The 12,116-nt window shown below is 43.5% G+C and carries 10 protein-coding genes; all 10 read right to left on the bottom strand.

Features of this window, described 5'->3' with window-relative positions:
* Positions 1 to 4: 4 nt before the first annotated feature.
* Complete coding sequence (locus tag CHH58_RS11430) at positions 5 to 835, bottom strand: sugar phosphate isomerase/epimerase family protein (protein ID WP_095262535.1); 831 nt, start codon at positions 833 to 835, stop codon at positions 5 to 7.
* 58 nt (positions 836 to 893) lie between these two features.
* Positions 894 to 1,940, bottom strand: coding sequence for a Gfo/Idh/MocA family protein (locus tag CHH58_RS11425; protein WP_095262534.1), 1,047 nt, complete (start codon positions 1,938 to 1,940; stop codon positions 894 to 896).
* Positions 1,941 to 2,176: 236 nt separating this feature from the next.
* Positions 2,177 to 2,890, bottom strand: a complete 714-nt coding sequence (locus CHH58_RS11420; protein WP_095229308.1) for a 3-ketoacyl-ACP reductase — start codon at positions 2,888 to 2,890, stop codon at positions 2,177 to 2,179.
* Between the two features lie 208 nt (positions 2,891 to 3,098).
* Positions 3,099 to 4,385, bottom strand: coding sequence for a phosphopyruvate hydratase (eno, locus tag CHH58_RS11415; protein ID WP_038564733.1), 1,287 nt, complete (start codon positions 4,383 to 4,385; stop codon positions 3,099 to 3,101).
* A 16-nt stretch (positions 4,386 to 4,401) separates the two neighbouring features.
* A complete protein-coding gene (gene gpmI / locus CHH58_RS11410; RefSeq protein WP_095229307.1) occupies positions 4,402 to 5,940 on the bottom strand; it encodes a 2,3-bisphosphoglycerate-independent phosphoglycerate mutase in 1,539 nt (512 codons plus the stop codon).
* Positions 5,937 to 6,695 (bottom strand): triose-phosphate isomerase, encoded by a 759-nt coding sequence (gene tpiA / locus CHH58_RS11405; RefSeq protein WP_093880367.1) that lies wholly within the window; start codon positions 6,693 to 6,695, stop codon positions 5,937 to 5,939. The genes gpmI and tpiA overlap by 4 nt, the downstream gene beginning before the upstream one ends.
* Before the next feature lie 23 nt (positions 6,696 to 6,718).
* Complete coding sequence (locus CHH58_RS11400; RefSeq protein ID WP_095229305.1) at positions 6,719 to 7,900, bottom strand: phosphoglycerate kinase; 1,182 nt, start codon at positions 7,898 to 7,900, stop codon at positions 6,719 to 6,721.
* A 274-nt stretch (positions 7,901 to 8,174) separates the two neighbouring features.
* Entirely contained in the window at positions 8,175 to 9,182 is a 1,008-nt protein-coding gene (gap, locus tag CHH58_RS11395; RefSeq protein ID WP_095218419.1) for a type I glyceraldehyde-3-phosphate dehydrogenase, read from the bottom strand.
* A gap of 39 nt (positions 9,183 to 9,221) precedes the next feature.
* Positions 9,222 to 10,244, bottom strand: coding sequence for a sugar-binding transcriptional regulator (locus CHH58_RS11390; protein ID WP_095232465.1), 1,023 nt, complete (start codon positions 10,242 to 10,244; stop codon positions 9,222 to 9,224).
* 229 nt (positions 10,245 to 10,473) lie between these two features.
* On the bottom strand, positions 10,474 to 11,838 hold the full coding sequence (locus CHH58_RS11385; RefSeq protein WP_095218421.1) for an MATE family efflux transporter: 1,365 nt from the start codon (positions 11,836 to 11,838) through the stop codon (positions 10,474 to 10,476).
* Positions 11,839 to 12,116: the final 278 nt, after the last annotated feature.

Raw genomic sequence — 12,116 nt, 5'->3', positions numbered from 1 at the left:
TATTTTAAAGATATTTGGTTATTACTTCCTCCGTAGTTTCCTTAGCCTTTCTAATTACATCTTCTGCTTTCATCTCATAATATTCCGGTCGAAATAGCTCTACAGTCACCGGACCCTCAAAGCCCTTTTCCTTCATTACAGATAAAATTCCTTCCAGATCTATCGCTCCGTGCCCAGGCCACACTCGATCTTCGTCTGCTAGGCTTCCAATCGGAAAGTCTTCTGTATCGTCCATATGTAGAAGGAATATCTTTGATATATCTGCCTGTTTTAATGCTTCTATGCTGGAATTCATTGCATGGAAGTGGAAACAATCCAATACTAAACCAACATTCGAATTACCGACTGTTTGTACGATATCGTAAGCTTGCTCAAATGTATTAATTGTACATTCCGGGTGTCCGACAAATTCCAATGCAAGCTTAATACCGTAAGGTTCTGCAAGACCGGCTAGTTCATTCAGGACATCCACACTGCTTGCTTTGATATCTTTCTTAAGTATTTTATCCTTGGTTACTAGCGGAACTACAACGATGTAAGGCACTTGTAATTTGTCCGCATAATCCAGCATTTGCTTAAATTCATTTAGCAGTTCCTGATAATCTTCGTTACTGCGATTATTAAAGTATACAAGTGCATTCAGCACCAGCGGTTTTATATGATGCTCCTTGAAATATTCTGCTAATTGATCCAAAGAATGCTGCTCCAGATACTCCGGCAGCTTATCCATCGTTCGGATTTCTATATAATCATAGCCATACTGTTCACATAAATCGAGGTCGGTTGCTAGATTTGAATTTTCCAATGTTGTAGCTTGATTAAAACCTAGTTTCATCATAATCCTCCTATTTCATTACTAGATCTGCTTGTAATATCTTCATAGCTCTTTCCAATTATCTTAATAGCTGAGCTTCTGCTGTTTCTGCCTTACTATAGAAAGCAGGCATACTTCCCAGTTCTACCGGCTCTCTCTGACCGGATTCTTGCGCCTTCAGACATGCATCTGATGTAACTGCAGCTACGTACCCTTCCCAAGCGGAAGGACCTTGCAGCGCCTCTTGTTTAGCCACCTGATTGATAAACGCTTGTATTTCCTTATCATAGGCATCTTGAAAACGCACTTTCCAATCTTGTAAGACGTTGGTGCTTTGTTTTCCATTATGACGCATCTTAATACTTTCAGTCTCCGGCAGACTGACGATTCCTTCTTCTCCTACTATCTCACATTGGATGTCATATCCGTATTTGATATTAACAGACACTTCAGCTTGGATAAGTACGCCGGATTCCGTTTCAAGTAAGATGACTTGCGGATCTCGCAGATGTGGGAGAGCATGCTTATTCTTTCTTGGATATAGGACTTGAACAGATACATAGTTATCCGCTAACAGCCAGTGCAGGATATTTATTTCGTGGATTAAGGTATCCGTAATTGCCATATCTGTGGTGTAGGCTGCATCCACTTCTGGAGCACGGTGAGCGCATTTGACCATGAGCGGTTCTCCAACCAATTTGGAATCAATGGCTTGTTTTAGCTGCTCATAGCCTTTGTCGAACTGCCTCATAAAGCCAACTTGTACAATACGCTTACCATATTCCATTTCATCTTGCATGATTGTTTTGCAGCCCTTTGCGGTAACGGAAAGGGGTTTTTCACAGAAGACATATTTCCCTGCTTCTATTGCTTTACGCACTGTTGCTTCATGTGCTGGTCCGATGCTTGTGACGAATATCGCATCTACTTCCTCTGCATTTATCAATGCCTGGTCATCTGGATAAAAGTTTGCTTTAATTCCCAGTTCATTAAGAGCCACTTCTGCTGCTGCAGGATTAACATCCGTAACAGCCGTAATCTGCGCTCCTGATAATCTTTGTTCTACCCTATTCATATGCTCTTTTCCAATAGCGCCTGTTCCAATTACTCCGATTCTCACTGACATTTTGTTCTCCTCCTAAATGGCATGTTTCCCTCCGAAAAGGAGGTCAAGAGCGAGCATATTTACCAGCATGCTCTTCCCTGTTTATCGGTATAGCTTCTAATTCTAAGAAAAGAATTTCTCCCTCTTGCTATACCCGTTTTCGGCTTTTAGAACACTAGTGACCAAAATAACAACGGACAAAGAAAAAGCGGGACATTCGATTAATCTCTCGAATGTCCCGCTTTACTATTTATATCTTAAGGATTTGTTGACCATAGACCAGCAGATTTAATAAATGTGCGGCTGTTTAATTTCAGTTGTGCTACGACAAACTCCGCAATATCCTCAGACTGCATAACCTTTTCCGGATTACCATCTGTCAGCTTGTTTTCAATTGCTAAATCGGTTGCCACTGTACTTGGCGTCAAAGCAGTTACCCGAATGTTGTGCTTACGAACTTCCATTGCAAGTGATTCAGTCAATCCTAGCACACCGAACTTCGATGCACTGTAAGCACTTGTAGCTGGAGCTCCTTTTTGACCTGCTGTGGATGATATGTTAATGATGTCTCCTGATTTTTGCTCGATCAAGTCCGGCAGAACCGCGCGTGTGACGTTGTACACACCCATCAGATTTACATCAATAATATTTTTCCATTCTTCCGGATCAAGGTCCATGAATCCGCCAAACTTAGCGATACCGGCATTATTGATAAGAATGTCCACACCGCCAAGTTCGTCTTTTACCTTGTTAACTGCTGCTGTGACATCTTCTAGACTTGATACATCCGCCGCAGCATAAGCTGTTTTCACTTCACCGAGATTTTCTGTCACTGCTTTAATATGTTCTTCTGAACGGCCAATTAAGCCGATATGAGCGCCTTCTGCTGCAAGTGCCTCTGCAATTGCTTTCCCAATGCCGCGTCCGCCGCCTGTGATGATAGCTCGTTTCCCTTGTAAAGATTGTGCCATTATGTATTTCCTCCTTATATGAAACTATTCGCTTTATATTATCAGCCTGATGTAAGGTCAACAAGATTTTTGCTCGCCAGTGTTTTCAAATAAACAGGGAGCTTCATTTTCTGAAACTCCTTTTGATTATTATTGGTCTGTTAACCAAAACATACTCTTCATCTACAAAAAAAGAGATGAGCATTAAGCTCATCCCTTTTTATACTGCTTATTTATTCAAGTTGTAGAAAGATGCAAGTCCGCCGTAGATACCGGATGCTTTCAACTCGTCTTCGATACGAAGAAGTTGGTTGTATTTCGCAACACGGTCAGTACGGGATGGTGCACCAGTTTTGATTTGGCCAGCGTTAGTCGCTACAGCGATGTCAGCGATTGTTGCATCTTCAGATTCACCAGAACGGTGAGAGATAACAGCTGTATAACCAGCACGTTTCGCCATTTCGATAGCGTCGAATGTTTCAGTAAGTGTACCGATTTGGTTAACTTTTACAAGGATGGAGTTTCCAACGCCTTGCTCGATACCTTGTTTCAAACGTTTTGTGTTTGTAACGAATAGGTCATCACCAACAAGCTGAACTTTGTCGCCGATGCGGTCAGTCAATAGCTTGTGACCTTCCCAGTCGTTTTCGTCCAAACCATCTTCGATAGAGATGATTGGGTATTTGTTTGTCATTTCTTCGTACCAAGCAACCATTTCTTCAGAAGAGCGAACTACGCCTTCACCTTTTAGGTTGTACTTGCCATCTTCGTAGAACTCAGAAGATGCAACGTCCATTGCAAGTTGTACTTCTTCACCTGGTTTGTAACCAGCAGCTTTGATTGCTTCTACGATTGTTTCAAGAGCTTCTTCGTTAGAAGAAAGGTTAGGTGCGAAACCACCTTCATCACCTACACCAGTGTTCAAGCCTTTAGACTGAAGAACTTTCTTCAGGCTGTGGAAGATTTCCGCGCCCATGCGAAGTGCTTCTTTGAATGTAGGAGCTCCCACAGGCATGATCATGAATTCTTGGATATCAACGTTGTTATCCGCATGCTCCCCACCGTTAAGGATGTTCATCATTGGTGTTGGAAGTGTTTTGGAGTTGAATCCTCCAAGGTAAGTGTAAAGTGGTACTCCAAGGTGATCTGCTGCTGCGTGTGCTGCTGCCATGGAAACACCAAGAATAGCGTTAGCACCAAGTTTACCTTTGTTTTCTGTACCATCAAGTTCGATCAATAGTTGGTCAATGATTACTTGACGTGTAACATCGACACCGATCAATTCTGGAGCGATTTTTTCGTTTACGTTAGCAACTGCTGTTTGAACACCTTTGCCAAGGTAACGATCTTTATCGCCATCACGAAGCTCAACTGCTTCGTATTCACCAGTGGACGCACCACTTGGAACGATTGCAGAACCGAAAGCTCCGGATTCTGTTAGTACTTCTACTTCAATTGTAGGGTTACCGCGGGAGTCAAGGACTTCGCGTGCATATACGTCAGTAATGTATGGCATTATTTTTTCTCTCCTCTTATTTTTGGATTAGGCTTGTGCCTGTCATTTCTTCTGGTTTCTCGACATCCAATAGATCCAGTAATGTCGGAGACAAATCAGCAAGGATACCGCCGCTGCGAAGTTCTGCGCCTTCTTTTGTCACGATTACAGGAACCGGATTTGTCGTATGGGCAGTCATTGGCTTATCTTCAAGCGTAACTACTTCATCCGAGTTACCATGGTCAGCCGTAATGATAGCATGACCGCCTTTTTCAATAATCTTGTCGACGATTTTACCGAGGCATTCATCAACTGCTTCAATTGCCTTCACAGTTGGTTCCAGCATGCCTGAATGTCCAACCATGTCCGGGTTAGCGAAGTTCAAAATGATCGCTTGGTGTTTGTCCTGATCCAAGTCATCAAGTAACGCGTCCGTCACTTCATATGCACTCATTTCAGGTTTCAAATCATATGTCGCCACTTTCGGGCTGTTAATCAGGATTCGATCCTCACCAGGGAACTCTTCTTCGCGACCGCCGCTCATAAAGAACGTCACATGCGGGTATTTCTCTGTTTCTGCAATACGCAACTGTTTAATGTTGTTCTGAGAAAGCACTTCACCGATCGTGTTATCCAAGTTGACTGGCTTATACGCAACGTCGCCGTCTACCGTTTCACTAAAGTTCGTCATGCAGACGAATTCATTAATCGTTGGCGGGTGTTCACCACGATCAAAGTCACGGAAGTCTTTGTTTGCGAATGTCCGAGAAATCTGGATAGCTCGGTCCGGGCGGAAGTTATAGAAGATGATTGCATCATCATCCTGTATTTTCGCTACCGGTTCACCATTTTCCTCTGTGATGACAGATGGAAGGACGAATTCATCATAGATTTCATTCTTATAGGAATCTTCGATAACGTCATAAGGGCTCTTATAGGCAGGGCCTTCTCCGTAAACCATCGCATCATACGCTTTTTTCACACGATCCCAGCGTTTGTCGCGGTCCATGGAATAATAGCGTCCTGTAACTGTTGCAATCTTTCCAATACCGAGTTCCTTGATTTTCGCTTCTGTCTGATCAACGAATTCTTTCGCGCTTCGCTGACCAACGTCACGACCGTCAAGGAAACCATGGATGTAAACTTTCTCTAATCCATGCTTCTTCGCAAGCTCCAATAGAGCGAATAAATGCTCAATGTGACTGTGTACGCCGCCATTGGACAAAAGACCGAAGAGGTGCAGACTCTTATCGTTCTTTTTCGCATGGTCGACTGCTTTAAGAAGCACTTCATTATCGTAGAAGTCGCCATCTTTGATGGATTTATTCACGCGAGTCAGGCTTTGATACACGATGCGTCCAGCACCGATATTCAAGTGACCTACCTCAGAATTCCCCATCTGGCCTTCCGGCAAGCCAACAGCCTCTCCGCTAGCAGTAAGTTCGTTATGCGGGTACTTGTTCCAGTAACGGTCGAAGTTCGGCTTTTTAGCATGCTTCACTGCATTACCCTTTTCTTCATCGCGGATTCCGAATCCGTCGAGGATGATGAGGGCAGCTAGTTTGTCCTGACTCATTTTGCACCAGCCTCCACAAGCGCTAGGAAGGAATCAGCTTCCAGGCTTGCACCGCCGACTAGAGCGCCGTCGATATCAGATTCAGAAAGTAGTTCGTCCACGTTTGCTGGCTTTACGCTTCCCCCGTATTGGATGCGTACAGCATCAGCTGCTTCAGCGGATACTTTTTCTTTTACAACATTACGGATGAAGGTGCAGACTTCATTCGCTTGCTGTGCTGTTGCAGTTTTACCAGTACCGATAGCCCATACTGGCTCATAAGCAAGAATAACTGTTGAAACTTGTTCAGCAGACAGACCTTCCAAAGCCTTTTCGACTTGGCCGCCGACTACTTCGTTTGTTTTGTCAGCTTCACGCTCTTCAAGCGTTTCACCGATGCAGACGATTGGAGTAATACCATGCTGCAATGCTGCATGTGTCTTCTTGTTTACAGACTCGTCTGTTTCGTTGTAGTATTCACGACGCTCGGAGTGTCCGATTACCGCATATTCTACACCAATGCTTTTCAGCGCTGTCGGGCTGATTTCACCAGTGAAAGCGCCGCTTTCTTCATAATGCATTGTTTGAGCAGCGATCTTAAGGTCCGTACCCTCTGTAAGCTTCACTAGCTCTGTCAAATACAATGCTGGTGCACAAACGATTGCTTCCGCTTTGTCACTGGATGGAATCTTCGCTTTCGTCGCTTCGATGAATTCTTTTGCTTCAGAAATTGTTTTGTTCATTTTCCAGTTTCCTGCGATGACGTTTTTACGCATAGTTCTCCATCCCTTCAGTCTTTTTATTTGTCGTTCAATGCAGCTACACCAGGCAGCTCTTTGCCTTCCATGAATTCAAGGCTGGCACCGCCGCCAGTGGAGATATGATCCATTTTGTCAGCAAGACCGAATTTCTCTACTGCTGCAGCAGAGTCACCACCGCCGATGATAGAGAATCCTTCTCCTTCTGCCAGTGCTTCCCCAACTGCTTTTGTTCCTTCAGCAAATGCATTCAATTCAAATACACCCATTGGTCCGTTCCAGATGATTAGTTTGGAATCTTTAACGATTTGCTTGTAAGTTTCACGAGTTTTAGGTCCGATGTCCAACGCTTCCCAGTCAGCAGGAATTTCTTCAATGCTCACTTCGCGCTTGTTGGCATCCTCGGAGAAATCATCAGCTACAACAACATCCTCAGGCATTACCATATTGACGCCTTTGTCTTTTGCTTTTTGCATGAATTCTTTCGCCAAATCGATTTTATCTTCTTCAAGCAAAGATTTTCCGATCTCATAGCCACGTGCTTTAATGAATGTATAAGCTAAACCGCCGCCGATGATCAAATTATCAACCTTATCAAGCAAGTTATCGATAACACCAATCTTATCTTTTACTTTTGCACCGCCAATAATGGCTGTGAATGGTCGTTCCGGATTAGATAGTGCTTTACCAAGAACTTCTAGTTCACGTTCTAATAGCAAACCTGCAACAGCTGGAAGATGTTTTGCTACACCTTCTGTAGATGCATGCGCACGGTGTGCAGCACCGAATGCGTCATTTACATACACATCAGCTATGGAAGCAAAAGCTTTTGCTAATTCTGGATCGTTTTTCTCTTCACCAGCTTCAAAGCGTACATTTTCGATAAGAAGTACGTCACCATCAGCAAGACTTTCTACTGCTTGGTTTACTTCTTCGCCTTGTACTTGGTCAACTTTCACGACTTCCTTATCTAGCAAGTCGCTAAGACGCTGAGCAACAGGGTCCAAACGTAAATCTTCTTTTACTTCGCCTTTTGGGCGGCCAAGGTGGCTGGCAAGAATCACTTTTGCTCCTTGTTCGACAAGATGTTTGATTGTCGGAAGGGCAGCCTTGATTCGTGTATCATCAGTTACTGTGCCATTTTCCATTGGTACGTTGAAATCCACACGGCAGAAAACTTTCTTACCGGCTACATCAATATCGCGGATTGATTTCTTGTTCATATTTACGCCTCCTCGAATACTTGTTACCTATGTATCTGTTCTCTCTATTCATCCGTCACGGCAGGTCTGTTCCTTACGTTGACTAACTAACTATCGGCATTAGCTAGCACGAGAAACAAAAAACTACGGTATAAGCAACAGCCCTTCAAGAGTAAAAGTCCTCCTTTAAGGTCTCTTACTTATCCTTCTGACGTCCTTTAGAAAAAAGAACAGGCATAGGTCAAAAGGGAGGGAGGTGCTCCTCCCTCCCTTTCTACCATTGCTTATTTAAAAATTAGATGCCTTTGCTTTTCAAGAATACAGCCAAGTCTACGCAACGAGTGGAGTAACCCATTTCGTTATCGTACCAAGAAACAACTTTTACCATGTTATCTTCCAATACCATAGTAGAAAGTGCATCTACTGTAGAAGAGTTTCTGTTTCCGATGTAATCGGAAGAAACAAGTGGCTCTTCGCTGTAGCCAAGAACGTGGCTAAGTTCGCCTTCAGCAGCTTCTTTCAAAGCAGCGTTAACTTGCTCAGCTGTTACGTTTTGGTCGAATTCAGCAACCAAGTCAATAAGGGAAGCATCTTTAACTGGTACACGCATTGCCATACCATTCAATTTACCTTTAAGTTCAGGCAATACTAGAGATACAGCTTTAGCAGCACCTGTAGTTGTAGGAATAATGTTTTCTGCTGCTGCACGTGCGCGACGGTAGTCTTTGTGCGGCAAGTCAAGGATTTGCTGGTCATTTGTATACGCGTGAACAGTTGTTACTAGACCGCGTTTGATTCCGAATGTATCATGAAGTACTTTTGCAACCGGAGCCAAGCAGTTAGTAGTACAAGAAGCGTTTGAAAGTACAGTATGCTCAGATGGGTCATAGCTGTTTTCGTTAACGCCCATTACGACAGTAAGGTCTTCGCCTTTAGCTGGTGCAGAGATGATAACTTTTTTCGCTCCTGCTTCAACGTGTTTCTTCGCATCTTCACCATTTGTGAAAATACCAGTAGATTCAACTACTACTTCTACACCAAGATCTCCCCAGCCAAGGTTAGCAGGATCGCGCTCAGAAAGAACTTTGATCTCTTTACCGTCAACAACTAGGTTTTTGCCGTTTACGGATACTTCTGCATCAAGGACACCGTGTACAGAATCATACTTTAACAAATGGGCAAGCATATTCGCATCTGTAAGGTCGTTGATTGCAACTACCTCTGCTTCGCTATTAGCTAGCGCTTGACGGAATACGTTACGTCCAATACGTCCAAAACCGTTAATACCAATTTTTACTGTCATGAAAATTTCCTCCTTGTAATAACTGAATGATTAAAGGGTTTAATATCCCTTTATTAACTGGTTCGCTGCCGCCTCATCCGTCACCAGGATATTGTTCCTTCCCAGTTTGAAGTATGAGGCGATTGCACGGGCTTTCGAGGCACCGCCTGCAATAGCTATTACGTGTTCTGCTTTATCTAAGTCCTCTAACTGCAATCCAACCGTCCGTACACGGTGGACTACATTCCCCTCAGCATCGAAGTAATAACCAAATGCCTCACTTACTGCAACACCGCTCTTGATCTGCTCGACAAGCGGCGCAGGCGTCCGTCTCCGCTCCGCCATTGTCATGGCGTCACCGATACCGTGGATAACCACGTTCGAACGGTTGATGATGGACAGAACTTCCTTAACGGAAGGCTCTTCGATAATTGTCTGATAAGATTCTTCCCCGATAGGGTCAGGAACATACAACAGCCGGTACTGACTCCTGGCTCGCTTCGCCATAGCAGCACAAATCGTGTTCGCTTCGTTTTCCACCTGCTCACCAATACCGCCGCGGGCAGGTACGAACATGACATTTTCAGCTGTATGAATCGGCGGCATCGCTGCTGCCAACGCGGCCATGGTGGTGCCTCCTGTTACTGCAACCGTATAGTTCGGATGCAGCATACCTTCAAGAAGCAGTGCACACCGTTTTCCCATCTCTTGTTTTACCCAATCTTGGGTATCACTATTACCGGGGACGACAATACAATTATCTATTCCTAGTGTTTCCCGGACACGCTGTTCCAAAACACTTATTTCAGAGGCTTCGAGCATAAAAGCTTCTAATTGCTCGTGAACTTCCAATCCTTCATCGGTAATCTGTACCCCTTTTGTGGTGATATAGATCATTCCTTGGTTCTGAAGGAATTCGATTTCACCCCTGACGACCCGTTCTGCAAGATTCATGTTTTCAGCAAGTGTGCGACGTCCCAGCGGTCCCATTGTTTTGACAAACTGCAGGATTCCGTATCTTCGCTGCATAATTGCCAGAACATCTGGGAAAAGCTTCTTTTGTAGATCTATTACCGATCGCATAACATACCCCTTCTTCATAAAGCTTAATGGGTCAAAAAAGTCCCAGTATGTCATTTATTGTCCCACTTGCTACAAAAAAAATTCCTCTTGCAAATTCATCATAACAGTAAGGCTTCACATATTCAACTTAAAACAACCGAAAAAACAATTAATTCACATATTTATTTAACTTAACAATTTCATAACAAAAAGGCACCGACACGTGTGTCGATGCCTTCCTTCTATTATATTATGTTAATGCAGTTTCCGGAACGGCTGCCTGTTCTTTCTTTTCCCAAGGACGGGAACGCCATCTCCGGTAAGCGAAGAAGCCGCGGAACCATTCATCTACGCCCATCGCAATCCAGACTCCAAGTAAACCGAGACCGAAGGATACGCCGAGCGTGTAGCTAAGAAGTACAGCAATACCCCACATGCTGATGACTCCGATAATCGCTGGGAATTTTGCATCCCCAGCCGATTTGAGTGAACTCATCAAAACAATATTCATCGCACGGCCAGGCTCAGTGAAGGCAACTGCCCATAAAATCGGGATCCCAACTGCCAAAATAGCCGGGTCATCTGTGAACATTTGCAGAATTGGTGCTCCAGTTAGTGCAAAGCCCATTGAAACGATGAAGGATGCTATCATAGCAATTTTCAGTGTACGCAAGCCACGCTTCAATGCTCGATCGTACTGCTTACCGCCGATATAGCGGGATACAAGCAGCTGCGTACCTTCTGCAATGGATAGTGTAAACAAGTAACAAAGCATAGATATATTATTGATATATACACGAGCAGCAAGTGAAGCATCACCGAAATTCGCTACGATTGCTGTGATGACAATCTGGGAATATTGATAAGACAAGTTTTCTGCTGCCGAAGGAACACCGATAACTAGGATGTCCTTGATATCTTGCATGTTCAGCTTAATCAAATGTGTACCTGTAAAACGAATTGCAAGATAACGAGATACAAAGTAGAACAATACAACAACTGCAAAAATACGTGCAATCACAATTGTCCAAGATACGCCGACAACACCAGTGATTGGTAAGCCGAATAATCCAAAGATTGCAACCAAATAACCGAATACACTTAACACGTTCATCAGAACTGCAACAACCATAGAGACTTTAGTCCGGCCATTCGCCCGGAGAATTGCACTAAGAGTCAAGGATAATGATTCTAAGAATAAGGACGCACCACATATTTTCACGAAGGTGGTCGCATAAGCGAGTGTCTCACCTTTCAAATCGAAGAAACTTAAAAATACAGAACCGAACAGAACGACGACAGCAGATACGATCAAACCAAACCAGAAGTTCATACCGAATGCTGTCCGAGCAGTCTGCCGAGCATGAGCCAAATCCTCTGCACCGAGCTTCTGGCCGATGATGATCATAGAAGCAATAGAAGTGACATTAAAAACCAAAATAAAAATGCTAATCAGCTGATTCGCTACGCCAACTCCGGCAGCAGCTAAATCTGAGTAATGACTCAGCATCAGTGTAGCAACAATACCCATTCCCATATGAAGTGCTAATTCAATAAACAGCGGCCAAGAGATGCGAAACAATGTTTGCTCAGATGTAGAAGTTGGGTTACCCAACAGACATTCTCCTTTTCGTTAAAATCAAACTCACTCTATATTAATCCTTTTTTCTGGAATGTAAAGGGCTTTACCTAAAAAAGTCAAAAATATTTTTCCGACACAATAATAACCTCACATGTGCTTATTTTCTTAATGTTTAGTAAGTATATTAATATTATTAAAGGAAGCGTTTTCAAATAATAATAACAAATCCTCTAACTTCTTTCGCTGCTTTACATCTTGAACCCATGCTCACTTATATTAATTAATTCAGAAATCTGACTTGCAGTAAAAAC

The organism is Terribacillus saccharophilus (genome assembly GCF_002272745.1).
GTDB lineage: Bacteria > Bacillota > Bacilli > Bacillales > Amphibacillaceae > Terribacillus > Terribacillus saccharophilus_B.
The sequence above is the reverse complement of the archived record's forward strand: the minus strand, read 5'-3'. Positions and strand labels throughout refer to the sequence as shown.

What these genes read in the sequence shown, in the direction of transcription:
- CHH58_RS11400 (WP_095229305.1), bottom strand. Translation starts at nt 7,900, where the DNA reads ATGAACAAGAAATCAATCCGCGATATTGATGTAGCCGGTAAGAAAGTT.
- gap (WP_095218419.1), bottom strand. Translation starts at nt 9,182, where the DNA reads ATGACAGTAAAAATTGGTATTAACGGTTTTGGACGTATTGGACGTAAC.
- gpmI (WP_095229307.1), bottom strand. Translation starts at nt 5,940, where the DNA reads ATGAGTCAGGACAAACTAGCTGCCCTCATCATCCTCGACGGATTCGGA.
- CHH58_RS11420 (WP_095229308.1), bottom strand. Translation starts at nt 2,890, where the DNA reads ATGGCACAATCTTTACAAGGGAAACGAGCTATCATCACAGGCGGCGGA.
- eno (WP_038564733.1), bottom strand. Translation starts at nt 4,385, where the DNA reads ATGCCATACATTACTGACGTATATGCACGCGAAGTCCTTGACTCCCGC.
- CHH58_RS11430 (WP_095262535.1), bottom strand. Translation starts at nt 835, where the DNA reads ATGAAACTAGGTTTTAATCAAGCTACAACATTGGAAAATTCAAATCTA.
- tpiA (WP_093880367.1), bottom strand. Translation starts at nt 6,695, where the DNA reads ATGCGTAAAAACGTCATCGCAGGAAACTGGAAAATGAACAAAACAATT.
- CHH58_RS11390 (WP_095232465.1), bottom strand. Translation starts at nt 10,244, where the DNA reads ATGCGATCGGTAATAGATCTACAAAAGAAGCTTTTCCCAGATGTTCTG.
- CHH58_RS11425 (WP_095262534.1), bottom strand. Translation starts at nt 1,940, where the DNA reads ATGTCAGTGAGAATCGGAGTAATTGGAACAGGCGCTATTGGAAAAGAG.